This is a genomic window from Stenotrophomonas sp. PA-6-5C, assembly GCF_021605635.1.
In the GTDB taxonomy this organism is placed as follows: domain Bacteria; phylum Pseudomonadota; class Gammaproteobacteria; order Xanthomonadales; family Xanthomonadaceae; genus Stenotrophomonas; species Stenotrophomonas lactitubi.
The window spans coordinates 1-26,274 of record NZ_WKEE01000008.1; the positions used below are offsets into that span (position 1 = coordinate 1).

Annotated in this window: 25 protein-coding genes and 1 riboswitch; of the genes, 13 read left to right on the forward strand and 12 right to left on the reverse strand. The window is 66.4% G+C overall.

Annotation, left to right across the window (positions count from 1 at the left end):
• The first annotated feature begins 3 nt into the window (after positions 1 to 3).
• The 3 genes from GIW57_RS04735 to GIW57_RS04745 all read left to right on the forward strand — a co-directional run bounded on the left by GIW57_RS04735 (position 4) and on the right by GIW57_RS04745 (position 2,481).
• Positions 4 to 414, forward strand: coding sequence for an acyl-CoA thioesterase (locus GIW57_RS04735; RefSeq protein ID WP_089241503.1), 411 nt, complete (start codon positions 4 to 6; stop codon positions 412 to 414).
• A gap of 43 nt (positions 415 to 457) precedes the next feature.
• On the forward strand, positions 458 to 1,264 hold the full coding sequence (locus GIW57_RS04740) for an NAD-dependent protein deacetylase (protein WP_236509296.1): 807 nt from the start codon (positions 458 to 460) through the stop codon (positions 1,262 to 1,264).
• A gap of 113 nt (positions 1,265 to 1,377) precedes the next feature.
• Positions 1,378 to 2,481 carry an NADH:flavin oxidoreductase/NADH oxidase gene (locus GIW57_RS04745; protein WP_236509297.1) on the forward strand — a complete coding sequence of 368 codons (1,104 nt, stop codon included), beginning with the start codon at positions 1,378 to 1,380 and terminating at the stop codon, positions 2,479 to 2,481.
• A 3-nt stretch (positions 2,482 to 2,484) separates the two neighbouring features.
• On the opposite strand, the gene GIW57_RS04750 is transcribed toward GIW57_RS04745, so the two are convergent.
• Complete coding sequence (locus tag GIW57_RS04750; RefSeq protein ID WP_236509298.1) at positions 2,485 to 3,393, reverse strand: LysR family transcriptional regulator; 909 nt, start codon at positions 3,391 to 3,393, stop codon at positions 2,485 to 2,487.
• A gap of 194 nt (positions 3,394 to 3,587) precedes the next feature.
• Between GIW57_RS04750 and GIW57_RS04755 the strand changes: the two genes are divergently transcribed.
• The 3 genes from GIW57_RS04755 (at position 3,588) to purU (ending at position 5,884) form a co-directional block, all read left to right on the forward strand.
• Positions 3,588 to 4,097 carry a hypothetical protein gene (locus GIW57_RS04755; protein ID WP_236509299.1) on the forward strand — a complete coding sequence of 170 codons (510 nt, stop codon included), beginning with the start codon at positions 3,588 to 3,590 and terminating at the stop codon, positions 4,095 to 4,097.
• Between the two features lie 66 nt (positions 4,098 to 4,163).
• The gene (locus tag GIW57_RS04760; protein WP_236509300.1) at positions 4,164 to 4,976 is read left to right on the forward strand and encodes a hypothetical protein; all 813 of its coding nucleotides are present in this window, start codon (positions 4,164 to 4,166) and stop codon (positions 4,974 to 4,976) included.
• A gap of 56 nt (positions 4,977 to 5,032) precedes the next feature.
• The gene (purU, locus tag GIW57_RS04765; protein WP_236509301.1) at positions 5,033 to 5,884 is read left to right on the forward strand and encodes a formyltetrahydrofolate deformylase; all 852 of its coding nucleotides are present in this window, start codon (positions 5,033 to 5,035) and stop codon (positions 5,882 to 5,884) included.
• On the opposite strand, the gene GIW57_RS04770 is transcribed toward purU, so the two are convergent.
• From GIW57_RS04770 to GIW57_RS04790, 5 genes are all read right to left on the reverse strand, one after another.
• Complete coding sequence (locus GIW57_RS04770; RefSeq protein WP_236509302.1) at positions 5,877 to 6,596, reverse strand: NYN domain-containing protein; 720 nt, start codon at positions 6,594 to 6,596, stop codon at positions 5,877 to 5,879. The genes purU and GIW57_RS04770 overlap by 8 nt on opposite strands.
• Positions 6,597 to 6,739: 143 nt before the next feature.
• Positions 6,740 to 7,366 (reverse strand): bifunctional nicotinamidase/pyrazinamidase, encoded by a 627-nt coding sequence (gene pncA / locus GIW57_RS04775; RefSeq protein WP_236509303.1) that lies wholly within the window; start codon positions 7,364 to 7,366, stop codon positions 6,740 to 6,742.
• 57 nt (positions 7,367 to 7,423) lie between these two features.
• Positions 7,424 to 8,095 (reverse strand): epoxyqueuosine reductase QueH, encoded by a 672-nt coding sequence (locus GIW57_RS04780; protein ID WP_100461889.1) that lies wholly within the window; start codon positions 8,093 to 8,095, stop codon positions 7,424 to 7,426.
• Positions 8,096 to 8,235: 140 nt separating this feature from the next.
• A riboswitch (cobalamin riboswitch) is annotated at positions 8,236 to 8,451 on the reverse strand.
• A gap of 114 nt (positions 8,452 to 8,565) precedes the next feature.
• Positions 8,566 to 9,975: a nicotinate phosphoribosyltransferase gene (locus GIW57_RS04785; RefSeq protein ID WP_236509304.1), complete on the reverse strand. Its 1,410-nt coding sequence runs from the start codon at positions 9,973 to 9,975 to the stop codon at positions 8,566 to 8,568.
• Between the two features lie 80 nt (positions 9,976 to 10,055).
• A complete protein-coding gene (locus GIW57_RS04790) occupies positions 10,056 to 11,111 on the reverse strand; it encodes a bifunctional nicotinamide-nucleotide adenylyltransferase/Nudix hydroxylase (RefSeq protein ID WP_100461891.1) in 1,056 nt (351 codons plus the stop codon).
• 331 nt (positions 11,112 to 11,442) lie between these two features.
• On the opposite strand from GIW57_RS04790, the gene GIW57_RS04795 reads away from it, so the two are divergent.
• Positions 11,443 to 13,320 (forward strand): RpoH suppressor, encoded by a 1,878-nt coding sequence (locus GIW57_RS04795; RefSeq protein ID WP_329605743.1) that lies wholly within the window; start codon positions 11,443 to 11,445, stop codon positions 13,318 to 13,320.
• Between the two features lie 37 nt (positions 13,321 to 13,357).
• Here GIW57_RS04795 and GIW57_RS04800 read toward each other — a convergent pair whose 3' ends face one another.
• Both GIW57_RS04800 and GIW57_RS04805 read right to left on the reverse strand, forming a co-directional pair.
• Complete coding sequence (locus GIW57_RS04800) at positions 13,358 to 14,311, reverse strand: DUF1028 domain-containing protein (RefSeq protein ID WP_236509305.1); 954 nt, start codon at positions 14,309 to 14,311, stop codon at positions 13,358 to 13,360.
• A 268-nt stretch (positions 14,312 to 14,579) separates the two neighbouring features.
• Positions 14,580 to 15,974, reverse strand: a complete 1,395-nt coding sequence (locus tag GIW57_RS04805; protein ID WP_236509306.1) for a short-chain fatty acyl-CoA regulator family protein — start codon at positions 15,972 to 15,974, stop codon at positions 14,580 to 14,582.
• 87 nt (positions 15,975 to 16,061) lie between these two features.
• Here GIW57_RS04805 and GIW57_RS04810 point away from each other — a divergent pair, with 87 nt between their 5' ends.
• The 5 genes from GIW57_RS04810 to mmsB are packed head-to-tail and all read left to right on the forward strand — an operon-like array spanning position 16,062 to position 21,605.
• Positions 16,062 to 17,567 carry a CoA-acylating methylmalonate-semialdehyde dehydrogenase gene (locus GIW57_RS04810; RefSeq protein ID WP_205405730.1) on the forward strand — a complete coding sequence of 502 codons (1,506 nt, stop codon included), beginning with the start codon at positions 16,062 to 16,064 and terminating at the stop codon, positions 17,565 to 17,567.
• 15 nt (positions 17,568 to 17,582) lie between these two features.
• Positions 17,583 to 18,749, forward strand: a complete 1,167-nt coding sequence (locus GIW57_RS04815) for an acyl-CoA dehydrogenase family protein (RefSeq protein ID WP_100554432.1) — start codon at positions 17,583 to 17,585, stop codon at positions 18,747 to 18,749.
• Positions 18,746 to 19,543 carry an enoyl-CoA hydratase gene (locus tag GIW57_RS04820; protein WP_205405734.1) on the forward strand — a complete coding sequence of 266 codons (798 nt, stop codon included), beginning with the start codon at positions 18,746 to 18,748 and terminating at the stop codon, positions 19,541 to 19,543. The genes GIW57_RS04815 and GIW57_RS04820 overlap by 4 nt, the downstream gene beginning before the upstream one ends.
• On the forward strand, positions 19,540 to 20,718 hold the full coding sequence (locus tag GIW57_RS04825) for an enoyl-CoA hydratase/isomerase family protein (protein ID WP_236509307.1): 1,179 nt from the start codon (positions 19,540 to 19,542) through the stop codon (positions 20,716 to 20,718). Before GIW57_RS04820 ends, GIW57_RS04825 begins: the two co-directional genes overlap by 4 nt.
• Positions 20,715 to 21,605: a 3-hydroxyisobutyrate dehydrogenase gene (gene mmsB, locus GIW57_RS04830; RefSeq protein WP_100461898.1), complete on the forward strand. Its 891-nt coding sequence runs from the start codon at positions 20,715 to 20,717 to the stop codon at positions 21,603 to 21,605. Before GIW57_RS04825 ends, mmsB begins: the two co-directional genes overlap by 4 nt.
• A gap of 148 nt (positions 21,606 to 21,753) precedes the next feature.
• On the opposite strand, the gene GIW57_RS04835 is transcribed toward mmsB, so the two are convergent.
• Both GIW57_RS04835 and GIW57_RS04840 read right to left on the reverse strand, forming a co-directional pair.
• A complete protein-coding gene (locus GIW57_RS04835) occupies positions 21,754 to 22,179 on the reverse strand; it encodes an organic hydroperoxide resistance protein (protein ID WP_100461901.1) in 426 nt (141 codons plus the stop codon).
• A gap of 111 nt (positions 22,180 to 22,290) precedes the next feature.
• Entirely contained in the window at positions 22,291 to 23,247 is a 957-nt protein-coding gene (locus GIW57_RS04840; protein ID WP_236509308.1) for a cation transporter, read from the reverse strand.
• Between the two features lie 232 nt (positions 23,248 to 23,479).
• On the opposite strand from GIW57_RS04840, the gene GIW57_RS04845 reads away from it, so the two are divergent.
• Positions 23,480 to 24,934: a SulP family inorganic anion transporter gene (locus GIW57_RS04845; RefSeq protein WP_100461903.1), complete on the forward strand. Its 1,455-nt coding sequence runs from the start codon at positions 23,480 to 23,482 to the stop codon at positions 24,932 to 24,934.
• Positions 24,935 to 25,080: 146 nt separating this feature from the next.
• On the opposite strand, the gene GIW57_RS04850 is transcribed toward GIW57_RS04845, so the two are convergent.
• On the reverse strand, positions 25,081 to 25,977 hold the full coding sequence (locus GIW57_RS04850) for a hypothetical protein (RefSeq protein ID WP_100461904.1): 897 nt from the start codon (positions 25,975 to 25,977) through the stop codon (positions 25,081 to 25,083).
• 12 nt (positions 25,978 to 25,989) lie between these two features.
• Positions 25,990 to 26,232: a hypothetical protein gene (locus GIW57_RS04855; RefSeq protein WP_100461905.1), complete on the reverse strand. Its 243-nt coding sequence runs from the start codon at positions 26,230 to 26,232 to the stop codon at positions 25,990 to 25,992.
• Positions 26,233 to 26,274 lie beyond the last annotated feature (42 nt).

The following is a 26,274-nucleotide window of genomic DNA, read 5'->3' on the forward strand; positions in this document are numbered from 1 at the left end:
CCCATGACCCCCATCCCCGAGACCGTGCCGCCGACCGAAGTGCGCATGGCCGAAATCGTCTTCCCCAACCACACCAATCACATGGGCACCCTGTTCGGTGGCCAGGCGCTGGCATGGATGGACAAGGCCGCCTTCCTGGCCGCCGCCCGCTACTCGCGCCGCACCGTGGTGACCGCGCGCAGCGACCAGGTCGATTTCAAGCTGCCGATCCGCATCGGCCAGATGGTGGAGACCATCGGCCGCATCGTCGAGGTCGGCCGCAGCTCGATGAAGGTCGAGGTGGAGCTGATCGCCGAGGACCTGCACAGCGGCGAGCGCAAGCTGTGCACCCGCGGCCACTTCGTGATGATCGCCCTGGGCGAGGATGGCCACCCGGTGACCGTGCCGCAGCTGCCCGGCGCGCCGGCCGCCTGAGCCCACGCTTGCGGGGGCGCCCGCGCGCCCCCATCTGGCTGTCATGACCCCGCCGCTCACCGACTTCATCGACCGCGCCCAACGGCTGTTCGTGCTGACCGGCGCCGGCTGCAGCACCGCCTCGGGCATTCCCGATTACCGCGATGCCGATGGCCAGTGGAAGCGCACGCCGCCGGTGACCTACCAGGCCTTCATGGGCGAGGCCGCCACCCGCCAGCGTTACTGGGCGCGCAGCCTGCTGGGCTGGCCGCGCTTCGGCCAGGCCCGGCCCAACGGCACGCACCAGGCGCTGGCCGCACTGGAGGGCAGCGGCAAGCTGCAGGTACTGCTGACCCAGAACGTGGATGGCCTGCACCAGCGTGCCGGCAGCCGCAACGTGATCGACCTGCACGGCCGCCTGGATCTGGTGCGCTGCATGGGCTGCGAACGTCGCAGCGAGCGTGAGGGCTTCCAGCAGCAGCTGCTGGACGCCAACCCCGGCTGGGAATCGCTGGAGGCCGGTATCGCGCCCGACGGCGACGCCGACCTGGAAACCGACTTCTCGACGTTCGCGGTGCCGGACTGCCCGCACTGCGGCGGCCTGCTGAAGCCGGACGTGGTGTTCTTCGGCGAAAACGTGCCGCGTGAGCGTGTGGATGCCGTGCACGACCACCTGCAGCAGGCGGATGCGGTGCTGGTGGTGGGCTCCTCGCTGATGGTCTATTCCGGCTTCCGCTTCGTGCAGGCCGCAGCCAAGGCTGGCCTGCCGGTGGCCGCGCTGAACCGTGGCCGCACCCGTGCCGACGACCTGCTGCAGTTCAAGGACGAGCGCGATTGCGCCGAGGCGCTGGCCGGCTGGACCACGCGCTGAGCCGAGCCTGTGCTCGGCTGCCCTTGCCCACGAAACAGCGATCTACCCACACGGTTGATCTATCGGCCGTACAGCGGTGCAATACGCCCCCCCTTTGATACACCCCCACTGCCGTGAGCCAGCTGTTTTCGCCGATCTCCTTCGGCCCCCTGACCCTGTCCAACCGCATCGTCGTCGCGCCGATGTGCCAGTACTCCGCCGAAGACGGCCGCGCCAGTGACTGGCACGCCATGCATCTGGGCACCCTGGCGCAGTCCGGTGCGGGCCTGTTGATCCTGGAGGCCACTGCGGTCGAAGCGCGAGGCCGCATCAGCTGGGCCGATCTGGGCCTGTGGGATGACGGCACCGAAGCGGCCCTGGCGCAGGTGCTGGCCAGCGTGCGCCGCTGGTCGCCGATGCCACTGGGCGTGCAGCTGGCCCATGCCGGCCGCAAGGCCTCTACGGCGCGCCCGTGGGATGGCGGTGGCCAGCTGCCGGCCGACGATGCGCGCGGCTGGGCCACGGTCGCACCGTCGCCGCTGCCGTTCCATGCCGCCGATCCGGCGCCGCAGGAACTGGACGAGGCCGGCATCGCCGAAGTCGTTGCTGCCTTCGCCGCCAGCGCGGTGCGCGCCGAGCGCCTGGGCTTCGAGCTGATCGAGATCCATGCTGCGCACGGCTATCTGCTGCACCAGTTCCTGTCGCCGCTGAGCAACCGCCGCACCGATGGCTACGGCGGCTCGCTGCCGAACCGGCTGCGGATGCTGGTGGAAGTGTTCGACGCGGTGCGTGCCGCGGTGTCGGACAAGGTCGCCGTGGGCGTGCGCATCTCCGCCAGCGACTGGGTCGAGGGCGGCTGGGACATCGTGCAGAGCGAGGCGCTGGCACAGGTGCTTGACGCACGTGGCTGCAATTTCCTGCACGTTTCCAGTGGCGGCCTGCACGAGCGCCAGAAGATCAGCGTCGGCCCGGGCTACCAGGTGCCGTTCGCGGCGGCGATCAAGGCCAAGAAGGTGCGCATGCCGGTGATCGCGGTAGGCATGATCACCGAGCCGGAGCAGGCCGAATCGATCCTGCGCCACAACCAAGCCGATGCCATCGCGCTGGCCCGCGGCATTCTGTACGACCCGCGTTGGCCGTGGCACGCCGCTGCTGCGCTGGGTGACAGCGTGGTGCCGGCGCCGCAGTACCTGCGCTGCGAGCCGCGCGACGCCCGCGGCGTGTTCAGTCCGCGCTGAGCACTACACCTTCCAGGCCGGCGGCAGGCCGGCCTGCAGGTGCTCGAACAGCGCGCGGATCTTGGCGGTGAAATCGCGGCGGTCGCTGACGCAGAAGTAGACCTCCATCGGCTCCGGCTTCCAGTCGGTGGCGGGCCCGAACACCGACTGCAGTCGCCCGTCGCCCAGGTACGGTTCGGCCACGAACGCCGCCAGCCGGGTGATACCCGCACCGGCAGCGGCCAGTTCGGCCAGCGCATCGATGTCGTCGCAGACCATGCTCGGCGGCAGTGCCGCGTCCACCCGCTGGCCATCCTTCAGCAGGCCCCAGCGCAGTGGTCGGCCATCGGTGGGGAAGCGGTGCAGCAGGCCGCGATGGGTGGCCAGCTGCGCCGGCTCCAGCGGCGTGCCGTGTGCCTGCAGGTACGCCGGCGATGCGCAGAAGACGAACGGAATGCGTGCCAGGGGCCGCGCCACCAGGCCGTCCTCCAGCTGCGCGCCAATGCGGATGCTTGCATCCACCGCCTCGGCACCGTGCTGCACGGCGCGATCGGTCAGGCGCAGTTCCAGCTGCAGCTGCGGGTAGCGCTGCTGCAGCGAGGGCAGCAGCGGTGCCAGCACGTGCCGGCCGAACGCGCTGCTGCTGGCGATGCGCAGGGGCCCAGCCGGTTCCACGTCGCCGGTGACCATGGCCTGCGCGCGTGCCAGGTCGGCTTCGAGATGCCGCACCTGTGCCAGGTACACCGTGCCGGCCTCGCTCAGCGCCAGCTGGCGCGTACTGCGATTCAGCAGGCGCACGCCCAGGTGGGCTTCCAGACGGTTGATGTTCTGGCCCACGGCGGTGGCGCTGATGCCAAGGGTGCGTGCCGCAGCGGCAATGCTGCCGGTCTCTGCGGTGCGGGTGAAGCTGCGGATGAGCTGCAACAGGTTCATGACCGACCAGCTTGCCATGCGGAAGGCCAAGTATCGCTTGGGTCTGTACCAAGCGCCGCTTTGCCCGCGAACCCCAGCGGCCGGTGGCATAGGAATTGTTGCAATGCAGGCATTGCGAGACCGCACGCACAATCCTGCCGCAACGCCCCGCACTACGCTGACCATGGCACGTTCGCCGCATACAGGAGTTCATCATGCAGAACCGCATGCGCGTCTCTTTGCTTGCACTGGTGCTTGCCTACTCCGCTGCCGCTGCCGCCCAGACGGGCGATGGTGTGCGGGAATCAGTACGTGAGCAGGTGCTCGTCGCGCAGAAGAACGCCCAGATATCCAGCGCAGCGCGCCTGGACAGCTATCTCGCCGTGATCCCCGTGGATTCGCCGCTGGCGCTCCTGTCCGTGCACGGGCTGGAGCAGTTCCTGACCTCGCTGTCGTTCAACGAGAACGGCCTGGTTGGCTACTCGACGGAAGCCATCGCCAGCGAGCTGAGCTACAGTCAAGCCCACCGGCTGCTGTCGCTGTTCGGTGCCGAACGCACACTCCGGCTGATGCCAGGGTTGCGTGTCGAGAATGAGGTTGATCGCGATATCCATCGCTCGTATGTCCAATCCGGTGAGCTCGTGGAGGATCACATGGGATATCGATGTGTCGCCCGTGCCACGTGCAGAGAGTCCACAGAGTTCGTCTGCATGTCGGGTTGTTGAGCGCGCATGCTGCTCCCCGGATGGATGCTTGTTCTAGGAGCTGCGTCCAGTATCAGCCCTGTATCCATGTGTAAGGCCGATACCTACACACAGCTGTTGAAGGCGGAGGCGACAACGCTGAATGCATCTGCACGTGATCGCATCGAGGCGCTGTCGCACATCTACCGTGCGGGTCGCACGGCATCACGTACGGTCGGCTGCAGAAGCAAGGACCGCGTCATCGAGGACCAGTTCAAGGCTGCGGCGCTGTTCGCCAACTACGTACCGGATGCAGAACCGCTGCGCAATGCGTTGGCACAGTACGGCCTGTTGGTCGAGCGCGGCACCGCCGGCGCTGAGCATCATCGCAGGCTGATAGGACTACACGTGGCAAGGGGCGATTTTGCCCAAGCAGAACGGTTGCGTCGCCAGTGGCTCAGTAATGTCCCGGCGCTTCCGCGGGTTCTTCCGGGCCGCTTCCCGCCCGGCCTGCCCGTGTACGCAGTCCAGGCTGACGGTTCCCTCGTTCGTGATTCGATACGGCTGAGCGGAGATCAGGTTGTTGCCATCGTTCATCCGGGTTGTGGCCACTCACGAAGAGCTCTGCAGAACATTGTCGCCCAACCTGCCTACCAGGGGCTCCGCGCTAAGCTGGTGTTGGTAGTGCCCAATGGCCCGCACTGGGCCGGCGATAGCATCGCCGAATGGAATGGACTTCATCCTGAGCTGCCGATGAGCGTGATGTACATGGACAAGAGGTGGGCGGCTTTCGACCGTCAGCAGACTCCGGTCTTTCACCTTGTTCGCGAGGGTCGGGTCATTGAAACTGGAACCGGTTGGCGAGGTGCGGGGGAGGAACTTGCTCCAATCATGCGCGCTCTGCGCCTCGTTTCTAACTGATGGTTGCATTTGACAGCATCGTGCACCGCGGGAGTGTGCTGCCCTACACTCGGGCAATGCGCCCCGATTCCATCCTCACCCTCTCCTGTCCCGACCGCACCGGCATCGTCTATCGCGTGTCGGGCCTGTTGTTCGACCACGGCTGCAACATCCTCGACGCCCAGCAGTTCGGCGACGAGGAGAGCGGTCGCTTCTTCCTGCGCGTGCACTTCGACCGCGATGCGGGCCTGCCGCTGAACACCGTGCACAAGGCGATGGCCGCACTGGCAGCGGACTTCGGCATGGACTGGCAGTTGCATGACGGGCGCCGCCGGCCACGCCTGCTGGTACTGGTCAGCAAGCAGGGCCATTGCCTGAACGACCTGCTGTTCCGCGCACACAGCGGCCAGCTGAAGGTGGATATCGCTGCGGTGGCATCCAACCATGCTGACTTCGCAGCGCTGGCGGCGTCCTACCAGGTGCCGTTCCACCATCTGCCGGTGAACTCGGACACGCGTGCGGCGCAGGAACAGCAGATCATCGACCTGGTCGAACGCGAGCGCATCGACCTGGTGGTGCTGGCGCGCTACATGCAGATTCTTTCGCCCACTCTGTGCCGTGCGCTGGCGGGCAGGGCAATCAACATCCACCACAGCTTCCTGCCCAGCTTCAAGGGCGCGCAGCCGTACCACCAGGCGCACGCGCGTGGGGTCAAGATCATCGGCGCCACCGCGCACTACGTCACCGAGGATCTGGACGAAGGCCCGATCATCGAACAGGACGTGGCCCGCGTGGACCACGCGATGACCCCGAGGGAGCTGGTACGGCTGGGCAGCGATACCGAATCGCAGGTGCTGGCGCGGGCGGTTCGCCGGCACGTGGAGCACCGAATCCTGCTCAACGGGCACCGCACGGTGGTGTTCAGGTAGCACTGGTGGTTCCCAGGATGGCACACGGCAATTGCCCGCGATGCGCCCGCTGTTGCTCCAATGGTCTGGGGCAAGTAGAGCGCACGCCATCAATGTGTTCCATCAGCCCTTTGGGAATGGATGACCACATCGGATCCAGCACGAAATCGACCCCTTCACGTCGGGCGAGCTTCGCGGCCGGCACGAAGTCAGCATCACCCGCCATCAGAATGATCTGGCGGACCTGACGCTTGAGGGCGAGTGACGAAATGTCGATCCCGATACGCATATCCACGCCTTTCTGTCGCACATTCGGTTGCAGCTCGTCGGCCTGAAGATCGCCGAACGTTCGCTTTCCCTTGAGCAGGTCGTCGAAGGTTCGTGACCCGGTCGTCCACGAACTGAAGTCGGTGAGATGGCCAAGACGCAGGGCGACCTTCCGCTTTTGCTTCAGTGCCTCGTGCAGGCTGGTTCTGAAGAGCGCTTCGTCGGATCGCGAATAGTCGGTGCACAGACCAGAAATCGGGTTGTGCATCTTCTTGCGCAGCGGCGGGCAGTCGTAGAAGAAGATGCGATAGAGATCCCTTCGCTCGCCACTTGCATGCTTCAGATGGGCGATGGCCCATCGGTGGGCGACCTCGGCGGCGCGTTGAGCGTTGTAAGCGTTGTGGGGTTCGATGCGGCGAAAGCGCTTGATGAAGTAGCCGCCATCAATGAGAACTGCCGTCGGCATACCTTTGCCCTCCTGGCGTCATCCAATGAAAAGCCCTCGGTTCGGCCGTCCCGCGATCTGTTGGGGGGCGTACTTGGAGGGCTGGATGGCTCGATTCTGCAGGTTGCGAATCAGTCACACAAGCGGCAGAGGCGACATGCCGCTTACAGGATCGCAATCCTCGCCTTCGCCAAGGCCTCGCGCACCATGCCGTCGTTGGCGTCGGTCACCGGGCGGGTCAGCTCCCACAGGAACTTCACCCGGAAGCCGGACTTCACCGCGTCCTGCGCGCTCCACAGCACGCAGTAATCGCGCGCCAACCCGCACACGTGCACCTCGCGGATCCCTCGTTCGTGCAGCCAGCCGGCCAGTCCGGTCGCCGGGCGCGTGCCGTCGGGGCCGTGGTTTTCGCGGAAGGCGCTGTACGAATCCACCTGCTGGCGGGTGCCCTTGCGCAGGATGAGGTCGGCTACGGTCCAGTCCACGCCGGGGTGCAGTGCGGCGCCCGCGCTGCCTTGCACGCAGTGGTCCGGCCACAGCGTCTGCGGCTGCGCGTGCAGCAGGATCGCTTCAAAAGGCAGATGCCCCGGATGCTGGCTGGCAAAGGAGGCATGGTCGGCGGGGTGCCAGTCCTGGGTCGCCACCACGGTGCGGTAGCGGCGCTCGGCCAGCAGTGTTGTGATCGGCGCCACCAGCGCATCGCCCTGTTCGCATGCGAGGGCGCCACCGGGCATGAAGTCCGGCTGCAGGTCGATCACCAGCAGGGCGACGTCAGCGGGCAGGGTGGTCATGGCAGGTCCGGCACAACGGAAGAAGGGCGACCAGCGTGGCCGCCCCTCGCGCGCACGTCAATCGCTGCTGGCGGCGTCATTGTCCTGCCCGTAATACAGCAGGCCGATCTTGATGCGCTCGCGGCCGTTCTCGCGGCGGTGGCGGTTGGCATCGCGCAGCGAATACACGCAGCCACAGTATTCCTGCTGGTAGAACTGCTCGCGTTTGCTGATCTCGACCATGCGGCTGGCACCACCACCCTTGCGCCAGTTGTAGTCCCAGTACTGCAGGCCTTCGTAATGCGAGGCGGCGCGCACGCCGCAGTCGTTGATCTGCGCCATGTTCTTCCAGCGCGAGATGCCCAGCGAGGAGCTGATGGTGTCGTAGCCGTGTTCGTGCGCGTACAGCGCGGTGCGCTCGAAACGCATGTCGAAGCACATCGTGCAGCGGATGCCGCGCTCGGGTTCATTCTCCATGCCACGCGCACGGCTGAACCAGTTGTCGGTGTCGTAGTCGCAGTCGATGAAGGGAATGTTGTGCTGCTCGGCGAAGCGGATGTTCTCCTGCTTGCGCAGCTCGTACTCCTTCACCGGGTGGATGTTGGGGTTGTAGAAGAAGATCGCGTAGTCGATTCCGGAGGCGGTGATCGCCTCCATCACTTCGCCCGAGCACGGCGCGCAGCACGAATGCAGCAGCAGTCGCTGGCCGTTGTCGGGAAGAGTCAGGGTGGGGCGTTGGAGCTCGTTCATCGTCGGGTGCGTCTGGGCGTGGGCAACGGGTCTGGCCGGAAACCGTGAACAGGACGCGCGCGGCCACGCAGCCTGCACGCGCAGGACGACGATGGCCCCGGCAACCTCCCCGCGGAGATTCCAGGTCGAGTCAGGGGACGGTCGAGTCCCCCGGCCGGGGCCGGTATTCGGGCTGATGGACACGGGCCGCAGCCCACCTACTACCTGCCGCTTCCCAGGCGCGAGCCCAGTGCTGTTGGCAGGATTCGTTTCCATTCACCGCTGCGGGGCAGCTCCGGAATGGGCGCGCGAGGCGCCTTCACCGGATTCCCGTTTAAATCCCTGTCGTCATCCAGACCACGGCAGGGATACCTTCGGCGCGCCCACGGTGGACGTGTTGACGGCGCCGGTCAAGGCCCAAGGGCCGGATCCCGCCGCCCCGCAACAGGCTCTGACCCCCAGGTAGATCCACGCCATGCGTGGATGGGTCCTCAACGCTGGGCAGCGGCCCGCGCGCGGATGTCATCCAGGCGCTGGTCGTGCAGCAGGCGGCCGTTCTCCCACACGGTCACCATCGCATCCTCGAAGCCAGCCGGAAGGGTGTCATCGCCATCGGCCGGCAGCGGCATCGTATGCAGGCTGCCGTCGTCCAGGCGGCGCAGCAGGCGCATACGGCCGCGCTTGCTGGCCTTGCCGGCATCGGTGACCGGATCCTTGTAGACGTCGATCCAGTCACCGTCCACCCGCGCTGCCGAGCACTTCAGTGCGAACTTCTGGGTATCGCGGTCCAGCCGCTGCAGCAGCGCGCCGCCCATGCCGAAGGCCACGTTGTCGGCCGAGTAGCCATCATCGGTGGTGCGCTGCAGGATCGCGCGGATCGTGTCCGGGTTGATGCCATCGCCCTGGATGACGCGGACACGGTTGAGCACCCTATAGCCCTTGCCGTTGATCGTGTGACCGAACGCGGCATCCAACCGCAGCAGGCTCTCGGCGACCACCTCGACCGGGTCGCCAGAATCCGGGCGGATGACCAGCGTGGCGCCGGAAGCGATCACTTCCTCGCGCAGGGTGGTACCCCAGTGTTCGCTGATGGCACGGTAGATGTCATAGCTGTCCGACACCACGGCCACGATCGCACCGGGCGTGCCGAACTGGCGCAGCATGTTGCGGTACGCATCCACTTCGCGCTCGCGGCCCCAGCTGGTGATGGTGCTGTGCTCGGCGGCCGGAATCGAATAGCCCGCCATCGGCGCGTGGTAGTGCGCACGTGCAAGGCACAGCGCCGACACCGTATCGGTGCCGAGGAAGTTGACCAGGTGCGCGGCACCGCCAAGTGCGGCAGATTCCAGGCTGGAGACGCCGCGTGCGCCGAAGTCGTGCAGCTTGAACGGCAGCTGCCCCTGGGGGTCATCGCTGGTCTGCTGCAGGAAGCCGGCGATGGTCTGCCGCGCATGCCAGCTGATGGTCGCCACGGTGACCGGGTACCACACGCGCAGCAGCAGGGTTTCCAGGTAGGACGGCACCCAGAAGGCGGCGGGGTCGGTCGACTCGATGGTCATCAGTGCCTGGTGCGTGGGCACCACGCTGCCTTCGGGTACGGCGCGGATGCGTACCGGCAGATGGCCGCCGAGACGCTCGACGATATCGCGCCAGCCGGCTTCGTTGAACGGTTCGCCATGCGCGGCGAACAGCGCTGCGGCGTCGTCGATGTCGGCGTGGGTGACCGGCCGTGCCAGGGCATCCTTGAGGATCGCCTGCAGGCCGAAGAACACCGTGCGATCGTGCAGGCCGCCGCGCGACTCCACGTAGAAGAACGTGGCGTCGGTACCCGGCGGATACTGCAGCCAGTGGCTGGCCTTGTAGCTGTCGGTGTTGAGGAGAAGGTTATCGAGGTAATGCATGACGGAAGCTCCTTCGCGTCGAGTGGCACCGGTGGTCTGTCCGCCGGTGGGGAAAACAGGTTCTGCAGGGCCCGGTCGGATCAGCCCCGGCCCAGGAAGTACTCCAGGATGTGCAGGTGGTCTTCAAACAGCTGCGGGCCCATGTCCAGCGCCTCGCTGACCGGAATCCAGCGCGCCTTGTCGGCGTCGTCGCCACCGCGCACCGCCGGCAGTTCGCCAGCGGGGAATTCGAAGTGGAAGGCATGGGTGATGGTGCGGCCGCGCTGGCTGCGCTCGGGATGGTCGAACACCTGCTGGCCCTTCAGCGAGCCTTTCAGCACCGGCAGTGGAATCTTCAGCCGGGTTTCCTCGCGTAGTTCGCGCAGGCAGCTGTCGAGCAGGCTCTGTTCCTGGCCGACGAAGCCGCCGGGCAGCGCCCATAGGCCCTTGCCCGGTGCCGAACGACGGCGGACCAGCAGTACGTGGCCCGAGTGCACGACCACCGCATCGGTGGTGACGAAGGTGGGTGCGTATGGCGCATCCTTCCAGGCGGCCTTGTACTGCTCGATGAAACGGTACTCGGCCACCAGCTGCGCGTAGGCCGGCGAGCTTCTGCGGAACGCCTCGAGCATGTCGTACACCGGTGCCGGTACATTGCCGCGCAGCATCAGCAGTGCACCGTGGAAATCCACGTCGCCGGCTTCGAACAGGTAACGGCGCAACTCGGTGGCCGACAAGGTAGCAGTGTGCTGCACGTCGACCAGCGGCCATTGTGGGAACTCCCGCAGGTAGTAGCTGGAAGCATCCTTGTCCATGCCGATCAGGCCGACCTTCGCATCGGGTGCGGCACCATCGTTGCGCAGGGCTTCGGCCACATGGCGCTGCACGCTGGCGATCCACTGGGCTTCGTTGTACAGGTGGTCACGCAGTGGCTGGATCAGCAGGCGATCGGCGTTGCCATCGAGGGCGGCCTGGATCATCACGGCGCGTTCGGCCACGGTCCAGGGATTGCGCAGGCTGCGGGGGGTATCGGCAGAGCCGACCAGGAAGATCAGCTTGCGGGCCCTGCTCAGGGCAAGGCGGGCAACGGCGGCATGGCCGTTGTGGAAGGGCTCGAAACGCCCGATGAAGACGAGATAGTCGAATTCCATGAGAATCCCTCATGTCGTTGTGGCAGCGAAGGGTCTGTCCCTTGGCTTGCTGCAGATGCTACGCCTTCGGTGCCGCCGGTCAAGTCTCCGCCAGTGGTGCCAGACAGCTGCCAGCACGGTATGGCGGCTGCCTGCCGGCCACGTGCCTGCACAACTGCGGCGGTGGTCTCAGGCAGTGAGAGGGCTCCACGTCATACTGCATTCCTGGCGTTGGATGGGAGCCTTTCACACGTTCCGTGCCCCGCGCCCAAGCGCTATGGCAATGACAGGCAGGTCTCACCGGTCCAGGGATGGCAATACGCGCTGCGGCGCGCCGTTGGCAAGCGGAGGAAGGGTAGTGGCAGACAAGTACTGCGATCTGGTCATGAAAGGCGGCATCACCAGCGGCATCGTGTATCCCAACGCGGTGCTCGCGCTGGCCCGCGAATACCGTTTCAAGAGCATCGGTGGCACGTCGGCCGGCGCGATCGCCGCTGCCGTGGCGGCCGCTGCGGCATACGGTGACCGGCGCCAGCAGGCAGGCGAAACCCTGCCCGGCGATGCGGGATATGGCGGCCTGTCGGCGGTGTCGGCACAGTTGTCGCGGCGTGGATTCATCTACGGCCTGTTCCAGCCGGCCGCTGGCGCACGCGCTGCGTATCGGCTGCTGGTGGTGCTGACCGGCAACGCCGGCTGGCCGCGCAAGCTGCTGTGCCTGGCCATCGCGGTGTTCCAGATCGCGCCGCTGGAAGTGCTGGTGTCGCTGGCACTGCTGCTTGGCCTGGGCTGGTGGGGCGGTGGCTGGAGCGGCGTGGCGGCGACCCTGCTGCCGTCGCTGTTGTGTGCCTATGGTGCAGGTGTAGCCGGCGCTGCGCTGCGTGTGGCACGGGTGGCGCGGCGCAACCTGCTGGGGCTCTGCAGTGGACTGAGCCGGGACGCAGGCACGCCGGCGCTGACCGAGTGGCTGCATGAAAGCCTGCAGCAGCTGTCGGGCAAGCCGATGGATGCACCGCTGACTTTCGCCGATCTGCACGACGCGCCGCGTTATGTAGGCGAACCACACAGTCCGCATGCGATCACCCTGCAGATGATCACCACCTGCGTTTCGCACAATGAACCGCGCACATTGCCGTTGGGCGGCGCGCAGTTCTGGTTCCTGCGCGAGGAGTTCGAGCAGCTGTTTCCGGCCAGCGTTGTGCAGTGGATGGTCGACCATGCCGGTCCACCGCGCGAGGTTGAGGGTCGCAACTACTACCACCTGCCGCAGGGCGCGTCGTTGCCGGTACTGGTGGCCACACGCATGAGCCTCAGCTTCCCGCTGCTGATCAGCGCGGTGCCGCTGCATGAGCCTTCGCGTCGCGAACGTCGCTGCGAGCCGACATCGACGGCTGGAGGCGAGGCCGGGCACAACGTGGCCGACAGCATGGAGGGCCTGACCAGCGCAGGCCAGGCCTGCGGTCCGGTGATCACCGCGTTCCGGGTGTGCTGGTTCTCCGATGGTGGCATCAGCAGCAACTTCCCTATCCACCTGTTCGATGCGGCGCTGCCGCGCTGGCCGACCTTTGCCATCAACCTGGTTTACCCGCAACGCCCCGAACCGGTGGTGCGCGAGAGCGACAGCCGTCCGGCGCTGGAGCGCTCGGTATTCCTGCCCACCGAGAACCGCCATGGATGGCAGCGCCATTACCAGTCCATTGCCACGCCGTTGGCGGCCGGCGAACTGGGCCGCTTCCTGTTTGCGGTGGTGGCCACCATGCAGAACTGGCGCGACCTGCTGCAGGCGCGTGCGCCCGGTTATCGCGACCGCATCGTGCATGTGAGCCTGCAGGGCGACGAGGGCGGCATGAACCTGGACATGCCACAGGAGGTGCTGACCCGCATCGCCGACAAGGGCAGCCTGGCCGGCGCACGCTTCTGTTCGTTCTCGTTCGAGAACCATTACTGGATCCGTTGGCGCAACCTGGCCTCGGCCTACCAGCGCTACACGCTGGAGATTTCGCGCACCGATGATCCGGCGCAGCAGGTGCTGGCCTATCGCGCGGCCTATGCGATGGTGGCCACCGGCGCGCCGCCACCGCCGTCCTACAAGCTGGGCTCGGAAGACAAGCGGCTGGCATCGCAGCAGCTGTGGGGGTTGATGGTGGAGCAGGGGCGCAGTTGGGATGACCTCGGCCCCGACCTCACCGACGGATCGCCACGGCCGTTGCCGCAGATGAAGGTGACGCCGATCTATTGAGTGGAGGCATCCACGCATGGCGTGGATCTACCGCGGGCTACCGCCACGCCTCGACCACCGCATCGCCGCGCAATGGCGCGTACAACGGCAAGGCCAGTTCCTGCTTCACCCATCCCGGATTGAGCGTGCGCAATCCCGCCAGGTACTCGCGGGCCAATGCGGCTTCACCGTGCGACATTGCCAATCGCGCGGCACGCGCCCACGTGCGGTCCCAGCCATGCGCGAGCGCAAGCGATGTGGCCAGCGATGCGCGCGCAGCCGCAACATCGCCGCGTTCCCACTGCTGCTCGGCGCGGATGATCGCGTCATTTGAAAGCCGCATGTCGTACAGCTCGCGCAATCGCGCTACGGCGCGCGGATCGGCATCCACGCGCAGGTCGGTGTCCTGCCAGTCGCCGCCCGGCGTTCGCACCAGCAGCGCCGCCGACCATTGCCCGCTGCGTTGCCCGCCTGCCGCTTGTCCTGCTTCCAGCGCGGCCAACAGCCGCGCGGCAAGCTCACCGTGGGTGGCCGCAAACGCGCGTTGCATCGCCGCAAGTACGTCCGGCCCGGCCAGTCCGTTGCCCTGCACGCTCACCTGGCCATCGCCAACGGCACCCGCCCAATCGGCCTGCTGTGCGGTGGCGCCGGTGTACTGCGCGTTGCCGCCACGCGCACTGACCAGCCCGACCTGGCGTTCGGCGATGGTGGTGCCATCGAAGTCGCCGTCCTCGTCAAGCAGTTGCTTGAGCACCTGCTGTGGCGTATGGCCCTTGGCCAGCAGCGCCAGCCCCTTCGAACCATAGGTCGGGTTGGTTTCGAACTGGCTGGCGACCGCGCCGACCTTGGCCTGCGCCCACGGCACGCCGACACCGCCGACGGCGAGGTTGTGGGTGGCCACCGCCACGCCGCAGTCGCCGGCGTCGTTGCAGGCGGCAATGGAGAACTTGGCCCATGCCGGCGCAGCGACGGCAGCAAGCAGCAGGGCCAGGCAGGGGCGCAGCAGGGGCATGGCGGTCTCCGGGGCGGGCATCCCCAGTGGGATGCAGCCTACGCTCGAAAGGTTTAGTAGATCCACGCCATGCGTGGATGCATCTCCAACGAAATCGAATAGTCGACAATTCATCGAAGCGCATCCACGCATGGCGTGGATCTACCGTGTCGACCAAGGTCGACACCCACCAAAAGCAGGCCATGCCATCCCACGGAATGCCCGCTGTTGCTTTTGCTGTCGCCTTGGATTGAAGCAGGTACAGGGCGCAGCCCTGCCGAACCAGCCCCTACCTTCCCGGCAACTGGGTAAACGCGCGCTGCATGCAGTCCTCGCGCGGGCACACCCGGCAGCCCGGCCCGATCGACACCGAATTGCCCGGGCTCTGCACGTCCAACCCCAGCGAATACACCAGCCTGTCCGCATGCTGCAGGTCACAGCCCAGTGCCACCGCGAAGGTCTTGCGTGGCTGGCCGTGGCCCACCGGGCCGCTGCTGACCTGCCGTGCCAGCCAGAAATGGCGGCGGCCATCGGGCATGCGCGCGGTCTGGGTGAGGATGCGTCCGGGCTGGTTGAACGCCTCGTAGACGATCCACAACGGGCACGAACCACCCACCTGCGAGAAGTGGAAATCGGTGGCCGAGTGGCGCTTGGACACGTTGCCGGCGCGGTCCACGCGGATGAAGAAGAACGGCAGGCCCGGGGCGCTGCGGCGTGCCAGCGTACTCAAGCGATGGCAGACCGCCTCGAATCCCACGCCGAACTGGTGCGCCAGCAGCTCGATGTCATAGCTGCTGGCCTCGGCCGCGCGCAGAAAGCGCATGTACGGCATCACCAGCGCGCCGGCGAAATAGTTGGACAGGCCGATGCGCGCCTGCGCGATGCGCGCATCGTCGGTGAAGCCGGTGCGCGCGATCACCGCATCGATCTGCGGCAGGTAGCCGCGCAGTGCCAGCTCGACCGCCATCTGGAACGCCTGCTGGCCCGGCTCCAGGTAGTCGGGCAGCCACAACGTACGGCTGCCGGCGTCGTACTGGCGCTTCTCGCGCCCGGCCTGCAGCGCGGCTACTTCCACCAGCACCCCGTGACGGTCGGCCAGCAACTGGCGCAGCCGTGGTGCCACGTGTCCCGGCGCCAGCCCCCATTCGGCGAACAGCTGCTCGGCCAGTTCGTCCAGTTCGGGGATGTGGTTGTGCATGCGGTTGAAGAACTCGCGCACCTGGTCACCGGCCGGCAGCGTGCTGCCCGCGCCGGGCTCGCCCAACTGGAATTCCAGCGCGGCGGCATGCTCGCGCAATGCCAGGTGGCGGCGGTGCAGGTCCAGCAGCGCGCGGCTGACCTGCGGCAGGTTGCCGGCCAGCGCGCGCAGTTCGGTGGCGCTGACGTCGGCCAGGCCCAAGTCGCGCAGGGTCTCGCCCAGCGACTCCTGCAGTGCGGCGGGCTCATTGTCGTCGAACAGGGCGGAAACATCGCCCAACACCTCGCCCAGCTTCTTCTGCACCGAAGGCGTCAGTGGACGCTTGTTGCGCTCGATCTGGTTCAGGTAGCTGGCCGACAGCCCCAATGCGCGGGCAAGGTCGGCCTGGCTGTAGCCACGCTGCTCGCGCAGGCGTAGCAGGCGCAGACCGAGTTGGCGCTGGGGGGCTGAAGAATTCACAGAATTAACAGGAATCGTGGCGGGCATTGGCCAGATTAAGCGGATTCAGGCCGGAAATCGAGGTGCGTGCTGTGAATAATGCCAAGCATCTTTCGCACCCCGTGGATTGTCGTCATGACTGTTGCAGCGCCCCGTATCCGCATGCTGATCGATGGCCAGTTCGTTGAATCGGCCACTTCCCACTGGCAGGACGTGATCAATCCGGCTACCCAGGACGTGCTGGCCCAGGTGCCGTTCGCCACCACGGGTGAAGTCGACGCCGCCGTGGCTGCCGCCAAGGAAGCCTTCAAGACCTGGCGCAAGACCCCGATCGGCACCCGCGCGCGCATCTTCCTGAAGTACCAGCAGCTGATCCGCGAGAACATGAGCGAGCTGGCGCACATCCTCACCGCCGAACAGGGCAAGACCCTGCCGGACGCCGAAGGCGATGTGTTCCGCGGCCTGGAAGTGGTCGAGCATGCGGCCGCCATCGGCAATCTGCAGCTGGGCGAGCTGGCCAACAACGTGGCCAATGGCGTCGACACCTACAGCATCATGCAGCCGCTGGGCGTGTGCGCAGGCATCACCCCGTTCAACTTCCCGGCGATGATCCCGCTGTGGATGTTCCCGATGGCCATTGCCACCGGCAACACCTTCATCCTCAAGCCGTCCGAGCAGGACCCGATGGTCACCATGCGCCTGGTCGAGCTTGCGCTGGAAGCCGGCATTCCGAAGGGCGTGCTGAACGTCGTCCACGGTGGCGAGGAAGTGGTCAACGCCATCTGCGACCACCCGGACATCAAGGCCGTGTCGTTCGTCGGTTCCACCCGCGTCGGCACCCACGTGTACAACCGCGCCTCGCTGGCCGGCAAGCGCGTGCAGTGCATGATGGGCGCCAAGAACCACGCCGTGGTGCTGCCGGACGCCAACAAGGAGCAGACCCTCAACGCGATGGTCGGCGCTGCCTTCGGTGCGGCAGGCCAGCGCTGCATGGCTGCCTCCACCCTGGTGCTGGTCGGTGAAGCGCGCGGTTGGGTGCAGGACCTGGTCGAGAAAGCCAAGACCCTGAAGGTCAGCGGCGGCACCGTGGCCGGTACTGACGTCGGTCCGGTCATTTCCTGCAGCGCCCGTGAGCGTGTCGAAGGCCTGATCGCTTCGGGCGTGGAGCAGGGCGCCAAGCTGGTGCTGGATGGCCGCAAGCCGCAGGTGGATGGGTTCGAGAAGGGCAACTTCGTCGGCCCGACCATCTTTGCCGGTGTCACCACCGACATGCGCATCTACCAGGAAGAAATCTTCGGGCCGGTGCTGGTCATCCTGGAAGCGGAAACGCTGGATGAGGCCATCGCCATGGTCAACAGCAACCCGAACGGCAACGGCACCGCGCTGTTCACCCAGAGCGGTGCAGCCGCACGCCGGTTCCAGGAAGACATCGACGTCGGCCAGGTCGGCATCAACGTGCCGATCCCGGTGCCGGTGCCGCTGTTCTCGTTCACCGGTTCGCGCGCTTCCAAGCTGGGCGACCTGGGTCCGTACGGCAAGCAGGTGGTGCTGTTCTACACGCAGACCAAGACCGTCACCGCGCGCTGGTTCGACGACGAGACGCTGAGCCACGGCGTCAACACCACGATCAGCCTGAAGTAACAGCAGGGAGCAGCCATGAGCCACTCGATGACGACGGAACAGGAAGAAGCGCAGCAGGCGTACCGCGAAGCGGCGCGCGACTTCGCACAGGCCGAACTGGCGCCGCACGCCGCGCGATGGGATGCGGAGGGCATCTTTCCGCGCGAGGCGATCGCCAAGGCCGGTGAACTGGGCTTCTGCGGTCTGTACATGGACCCGGAAGTGGGCGGCAGCGGCCTGAGCCGACTGGACGCCGCCGTCGTCATCGAGGAGCTCGCCAACGTCGATCCGTCGACCGCGGCCTACATCAGCATCCACAACATGGCGTCGTGGATGGTGTCCAAGTGGGGCCAGCCGGCCCTGCGCGATGCATGGGGCAATGACCTGTCGTCGGGCAGCAAGCTGGCCTCGTACTGCCTGACCGAGCCGGGTGCCGGTTCGGATGCGGCCTCGCTGAAGACCAGCGCCGTGCGCGATGGCGATTTCTATGTGTTGAATGGCTCCAAGGCCTTCATTTCCGGCGCCGGTGCCACCGAGCTGCTGGTGGTGATGGCACGCACCGGCGGTGCTGGTGCAGGCGGGGTCAGCGCGATCGCCGTGCCAGCCGACCTGCCGGGCATCAGCTACGGCCGCAAGGAAGAGAAGATGGGCTGGAACAGCCAGCCCACCCGCGGCATCACCTTCGAAAACGTCCGCGTACCGGTCAGCCACCTTCTGGGAGAGGAGGGTGGCGGCTTCAAGCTGGCGATGAAGGGGCTCGATGGCGGCCGCATCAACATCGCCGCCTGCTCGCTGGGTGCTGCGCAGGGTGCGCTGGATGCAGCACGCCGTTACATGGGCGAGCGCCGCCAGTTCGGCAAGGCGTTGTCCGAGTTCCAGGCACTGCAGTTCAAGCTGGCCGACATGGCCATCGAACTGGTCGCGGCGCGGCAGATGGTGCATACCGCCGCCCGCAAGCTCGATGCCGGTGCCAGCGATGCCAACGTGTGGTGCGCGATGGCCAAGCGTTTCGCCACCGATGCCGGCTTCAACATCTGCAACGAAGCCCTGCAGATCCACGGTGGCTACGGCTACATCCGCGAATATCCGATCGAGCGCCTGCTGCGCGACAGCCGCGTGCACCAGATCCTGGAAGGCACCAACGAGATCATGCGGGTGATCGTTGCCCGTCACCTGCTCAATACCGAAGAGGAACTGCGATGAAGGATTGGCGTACCCAGGAGCACGTGGGCCTGAAGGTCGAGGCCGATGGCCACACCGCCGTGGTCACCCTGAACAACCCGCCGGCGCATACCTGGACCGTGCACAGCCTGTCGGCGCTGCGCGACCTGGTGGGCGCGCTCAACGCAGACCGCGAGATCTACGCGCTGGTGATCACCGGGGACGGCGAGAAGTTCTTCTCCGCCGGTGCCGACCTCAACCAGTTCGCCTCCGGCGACAAGGCGGCCGCACGCGAAGCGGCGCGCCGCTTCGGTGAAGCCTTCGAGGCGCTGTCCGCGTTCCGTGGCGTGTCGATCGCTGCGATCAACGGCTACGCCATGGGCGGCGGCCTGGAATGCGCGCTGGCCTGCGACCTGCGCATCATCGAAGACCATGCCCAGGTCGCGCTGCCGGAGGCCACCGTTGGCCTGCTGCCGTGCGCCGGTGGCACCCAGAACCTGCCGCGCCTGGTCGGCGAGGGCTGGGCCAAGCGCATGATCCTGCTCGGCGAGCGCATCAACGCCGAGACCGCGGTGCGGATTGGTCTTGCCGAAGAAAAGGTCGGCAAGGGCGAATCCAAGGCACTGGCACTGGAATGGGCGAAGAAGGCTGGCAAGCAGAGTCCGACCAGCATCGCCGCCTGCAAGACCCTGGTGCAGTCCACCCGTACGGGCACCCATGCCTCGGCACTGGTGGCCGAGCGCGAGGCCTTCGTCGATCTGTTCGACACCGCCGATCAGGTCGAGGGCGTAAGTGCCTTCCTTGAAAAGCGCGCCGCGCAGTGGAAGAACGCATGACTGCGGTCGACACGAACGCTGCCGAAGCACCGGTACTGTTCGAAGAACGCGCCGCTGGCAACGGCACGCGCATCGGCATCGCCACGCTCAACGCACCACGCACGCTCAATGGCTTCTCGTTGCCGATGGCGCACCTGCTGCTGAAGCAGCTCAACGCCTGGGCCGACGACGACGGCATCGCGCTGGTGGTGCTGCAGGGCGCGGGCGAAAAGGCATTCTGTGCCGGCGGTGATCTGCACAGCCTGTACCAGAGCATGCTGGCCTACCGCGAGGCCGGCCGCACGGACATCCGCGAGAACGACTACGCCGCCGAGTTCTTCGACGTCGAGTACCGCGTCGACTACCTGATCCATACCTACGCCAAGCCGATCCTGTGCTGGGGCCATGGCATCGTGATGGGCGGCGGCATCGGCCTGATGTCCGGCGCCAGCCATCGCGTGGTCAGCGAGCGTTCCAAGCTGGCCTTCCCGGAAATCACTGTCGGTCTGTTCCCTGACGTGGGTGGCAGCTGGCTGCTGCCGCGCGTACCGGGCAACGGCGGCCTGTTCCTGGCTCTGACCGGCGCGCTGCTCAACCCCGGCGATGCGATCTATGCCGGTCTGGCCGACGTGCACGTGGCCGAGGAACGCCGCAGCGCGGTGTTCGATGCGCTGCTGCAGGTCGCGTGGTCGGCCGATGCCGCACGCAACCACGAGCGCCTGTCGCAGCTGCTGCTGTCGTTCGCCAGCGACGCGGCTACCGGCCCGCTGCTGGCCAATGCCGCGCAGGTCGATGCGCTGTGCGAAGGCGATGATCTCGCCGCCATCGTCGAACGCATCAGCACCCTGCAGACCGATGATGCCTGGCTGCAGGCCGCACAGAAGACGCTGGCCGCCGGTGCGCCGGGTTCAGCACGGCTGGCCTTCGAACTGCAGCGCCGCAGCACCGGCCAGGACCTGGCCAGCGTGTACCGGCTGGAATACATCACGGCCCTGCATTGTGCTGCGCATGGCGATTTTGCCGAAGGCATCCGCGCGCTGCTGATCGACAAGGACCGCACTCCATCGTGGAACCCGGCCACGCTGGCCGATGCCAGCCGCGCATGGGCCGATACGTTCTTCGCTTCTCCCTGGGCCGATGCCGCGCATCCGCTGGCCGACCTGGGCACCCCTGTCGTTGAAAGGAGCCTGGCATGAGCCGCATTGCATTCATTGGGTTGGGCAACATGGGTGGCCCGATGGCCGCCAATCTGGTCAAGAACGGCCACACCGTGCGCGTGTTCGATCTGGTGCCGGCCGCTGTACAGGCCGCCGTCGATGCAGGCGCCAGCGCCGCGCCGTCGGCACGCGAGACCCTGGCCGACGCCGAGGTGGTGATCTCGATGCTGCCGGCCAGCCGCCACGTCGAAGGCGTGTACCTGGGCGACGACGGCATCCTTGCTGCGATTCCCGCCGGTGCGCTGGTCATCGACTGCAGCACGATCGCTCCGGCCAGCGCGCGCAAGGTTTCCGAAGCGGCCGCCGCACGTGGCCTGCAGATGATCGACGCACCGGTGTCCGGCGGTACTGCCGGCGCACAGGCCGGCACGCTGACCTTCATCGTCGGCGGTGAAGAGGACGCGCTGGAACGCGCCCGCCCCGTGCTGCAGGCGATGGGCAGGAACATCTTCCATGTGGGTGCCAGCGGCGCCGGCCAGGTCGCCAAGCTGTGCAACAACATGGCGCTGGGCGTGATCATGGCGGTCACCGGCGAAGCCATCGCGCTTGGCGTGGCGCACGGTCTGGACCCGAAGGTGCTGTCGCAGATGATGGCGGTCAGCACCGGCCGCAGCTGGGCCACTGAAGTGTGCAACCCGTGGCCGGGCGTGCTGGAAAACGCACCGGCGTCGCGCGGCTACAGCGGCGGTTTCGGCAGCGACCTGATGCTGAAGGACATGGGCCTGGCGGTGGAAGCGGCGATGAGCGTCGGCGCCTCGATCCCGCTGGGTGAAGTGGCCCGCAACCTCTACTCGATGAATCACCAGGCCGGCCGCGGCAAGCTGGATTTCTCCAGCGTCGTGCAGCTCATTACGAGCGAGAAGTGACCCGGTAGCGCCGGCCGCTGGCCGGCAACCTCATGCCCCCTTGCGGGACAACGAAGGTGGGATGGGCGGATGCCCGGTTTCGACCGGCATCCGCCCATTTTTTTGCCCCGCGCGCGGGTAGTGCCGGCCGCTGGCCGGCATCACCGCATCAGGCAACGATCAGCGTCACGTCGATGTTGCCGCGGGTGGCATTGGAGTACGGGCAGACGATGTGCGCTTTCTGCACCAGCTCTTCCACCTGCTCGCGCGGCACGCCCGGCACGGTGATGGTCAGCTCGGCTTCGATGCCGAAACCGGTCGGGATCTGGCCGATGCCAACCTTGCCGGTCACGGTGGTGTCGGCCGGCAGTGCGACCTTGGCCTGGCCGGCGACGAACTTCAGCGCGCCGAGGAAGCAGGCCGAATAGCCCGCAGCGAACAGCTGCTCCGGATTGGTGCCCGGGCCGCCAGCGCCGCCCAGCTCGCGCGGGGTCGACAGCTGGATGTCCAGCACGTTGTCGGAGGACACGGAACGGCCTTCACGGCCGCCGGTGGAGGTGGCCTGGGCGGTGTACAGAACCTTTTCGATGGACATCGGGATGCTCCTGGTCAGTGGGTGGGTAGTGCGTTGGAGCCTACTTTGCCCGGATTCTGCACACGTTGGGTTACAACACGTCTGAAAAACTTGATTGAACGTCCTGTGGGCCTAGATCGTCCATTCCCGGTCAGTGGTGAACATGATGGTCAGCCAGCGGTCCGGCGATGATTCGCCGAGCGCATCACCGATCTCGTCGCGCAGGTGATCCCACTCCAGCAGGGGCCGCGGCGGGTCGTCCTCGCGCACCACGAAGAACAGCTCGATCTGTTCGCCACGGCCGACCTGGGCCACGTAGCTGCGGTGTTCGACGAAGCCGTGCTTTGCAACGATCGCCCGCGCCACCGCATCCACATGCGCCTGCAGTTCCGGCGGCGTGACCAGCAGGATGCCGGCCAGTGCGCGCCGCACAGTGCCCAGCGGCGCGATCATCACCAGCACGCAGACGAACGCCAGGATGGCCGGATCGATGTACGGTCCGACCCACGCCCATGACGTGCCGTGGACCAGCACACCGCCGAGGAAGGCAGCCAGGTAGCAGGCCGACATGCTCGCGGCGATCACCCAGTTCTTCGCGTCCAGCGCGATGAACTCCGAGCCGATGCGCCGGTTCGCACGCAGCACGAACCAGGCCAGCGCGCTCTCGGCCACGATCGACAGTGCGGCGAAGATGATCGCGGGGCCAAGCGCGATCTGGCGCCCGCCCGACATCAGCGCATCGACCGCATTGACCAGCGCGTACAACGCCGCACCGATCATCAACGTGCCACTGACCCCCAGCACGATCGGTTCCAGGTGCCAGAAGCCCATGGTGAAGCGCTGGTTGAGCCGCGACTGCACGGCATCGGTCTGCGTGGACAGGGCGATCAGCCGCGCGACCAGCAGCGACAACCAGGTCATCACCACGTCGATCAGGCCGTAGATGCCGTCGAAGATGATCAGCGAAGAATTGGCCAGCAGGCCGAACACCACCGCCGCTGCAGCCAACAGCAGCGAACCGGCGATGGACAGGCGCAGCACGCCTTGTTCGGTGCGTGGATCGAAGAAGCGGGGCGGGGCCGTGACCATGCAGCATTGTAGAGCGGAGCCATGCGCCACTGCCTTTCACGCAGTCTGGCCTACCTCCGGGTCATCGGCTGCAGTAAACTCCGCCCCTCCCACGCTCCCCGACGACGCACTGCAGTGATCACGCCACCCTGACCCTTGCCGCCCATCGGCAGCCGGCCCATCCGGCTCAGGAACCCGTGTTTTTCCACTGCAGCGCCACGTGGCCCCGCCCGCGTGTGCGCGGAGCTTTTCCATGCAAACGTCCTATCCCCTGCGCCAGCAATGGCTCGGCAACCTCCGTGGTGATCTGCTGTCCGGTGCCGTTGTTGCCCTGGCGCTGATTCCTGAAGCCATCGCGTTCTCGCTGATCGCTGGCGTCGACCCCAAAGTCGGCCTGTATGCCGCGTTCTCCATCGCCGTGATCACCGCCATCGCCGGCGGCCGGCCGGGCATGATCTCCGCCGCCACCGGCGCGATGGCGCTGGTGATGGTCGATCTCGTTCGTGATCACGGCCTGCAGTACCTGTTCGCCGCCAGCATCCTGGCCGGCCTGCTGCAGGTAGTGGCCGGCATGTTCAAACTCGGCTCGTTGATGCGCTTCGTCTCGCGTTCGGTCATCACCGGCTTCGTCAACGCACTGGCCATACTGATCTTCCTGGCGCAGATGCCGGAACTGCTCGGCCGTGGGCCCGCGGTGTACGTGGTGTGCGCGGCAGCGCTGGCGATCATCTACCTGCTGCCACGCCTCACCCGCGCCGTGCCGTCGCCGCTGGTGGCGATCGCCGTGCTCACCGCTGTAGTGATCGGATTCGGCATCGACGTGCGCACGGTGGGCGACATGGGGCAGCTGCCCGACAGCCTGCCGCACTTCTTCATTCCCGACGTGCCGTTGACGTGGGACACCCTGCGCATCCTGCTGCCGGTGTCGGCGACGCTGGCGGTGGTCGGCCTGCTCGAATCGATGATGACCCTGCAGATCGTCGAGGACATCACCGAGACGCCCAGCGAACGCAACCGCGAATGCGTCGGCCAGGGCCTGGCCAACACGGTGACCGGTTTCCTCGGAGGCATGGCCGGCTGCGCGATGATCGGCCAGTCGGTCATCAACGTGACCTCCGGTGGCCGCGGGCGCCTGTCCTGCCTGGTGGCCGGCGTACTGCTGCTGGTGCTGGTGGTGTACGGCAGCGACCTGGTGCGGCAGATTCCGATGGCCGCACTGGTGGCGGTGATGATCATGGTCAGCATCGGCACCTTCAGCTGGCGCTCGCTGCGCGACCTGCGCACGCATCCCCGCAGTTCCTCAGCCGTGATGCTGCTGACCGTTGTGGTCACCGTGGCCACCCATGATCTGGCCAAGGGCGTGCTGAGCGGCGTGCTGTTGTCGGCGCTGTTCTTCGCCCGCAAGGTCGGCCACATGCTGGATGTGCAGCGCGAGGAGGCGGGTGATGCACAGGTCTACCGCGTGCGCGGCCAGGTGTTCTTTGCCTCGGCCGGGCAGCTGGGCGCAGCGTTCGATTACCAGCACGTGGCGCCGAAGGTGCAGATCGACCTGCGCGATGCCCACCTGTGGGACCTGACTGCCGTGGCCGCGCTGGAACGCGCGCAGGAAAAGCTGGCCGCGCATGGTGCGCAGGTGACCGTGGTGGGCCTCAATGCCGCCAGCCAGACCTTGGTCGAGCAGGTAGGGGGGCGCGGTGGTGGTCACTGAGTTCGTACTCACCGGCCGTCACCTACTATCGGAAAAGGCGGGACCATAAGCGCTTTGGCAGGCGCCGGTGACATCCACCTGCGTCTGCCGCTGATTCAACAGGGCGCACCCGGGTGACCGCAGCGGCGGTCACCCGTGCTGTTGCATCAGTGCCTTCGCCCCATGCACCTGACCTCTACCCGCATGTCGGCGTCCATTACCTCGCTCGTGCAGATCATCTGGTTGTCGCCCGGCCCGATGTTGGGGCGCACGCCCAGATCGAAGAGGTAGCGACTGAAGTCCATATAGGCGTCACTGGTGATGCCACCGGGGAACTCGTACACCACCGGCCTGCCGTCCTTGGCAACGTCCTCTTTCGTCTCTGGAACCGGGTTGCCGTGAACGTCGCTGCCGGTGCCGGGGATCGCCGCCCAGCTCTTCATCTCGATGTCGTAGGCGGCCTTGATCTTCGAGCCATCGGCGAAGTTCAGGGTGGTCACCGGGCGGCCCGCGGTCAGCGAGATGTTCTTTCCCCTGACCGAGTTGATGAACGTCATGTGCGCCGCGTACCCGCGGGCGAGCCAGGAGGCATTCAATTGCTCGATCGCGTTGTTCATTCTGGCCGGGCTCTGCAGTGCTTCGTACACGGTTGCCGGAACGGGTCTGTCTGCAGTGGGGGCCGCCAGTGCCCGTCGCACGCGTGCAGTCCCCATCGCCTGCTGGGGGAGCCTCCACGTGTTCGACGCAAGGTCGTAGTTCATTTCAAGGCTGCGTCCATTCGCGTGCCAGAAGCGGACCAGTGCTACGAAGTAGTCTTCCAGGTCCTGCTCGATAGGCAGCTCCTGGATCCTGCGATCCCACAGGATGACGAACTTCCGTATTTCTCCCGTGGAAATGCTGGTTACCAGAGCACCGCCGACGTCGACGTCCGACAGCGCGGCTGCCTGCATCTGAGCGTATGAACAACCTTCGCACGGGATGTCTTGTATGTGCTTCAACTGCGCGTGCGCTCCCTGCGCACAGAGCAGCAACGCCACAGCAGTGGCGTAGCGGAACAGCCTCATCGAATTGGATTCCTAGATGGATGGATTGGGTAGGAAATGAATGACGATCCTGGCTACTGCCGCAATGACCAGCGCAATCGAAACGGCGCGGGTGAAGCGATGGATCCCGCGCCGTTGGAAGGGGATCCATACCGTGAGCAGGATGGTCGAGAGACCAAAAACCACCACCGGGATGCCGGAGGTCGTCATCGCCATGCACAGGCTGATGAAGGCGAACAGCTCCAGGACCAGTTCGATATAGGTGCGTTGCTGCATTACATGTTCCGTTTGCTTGGGACATCCATGGCCGCACATCGT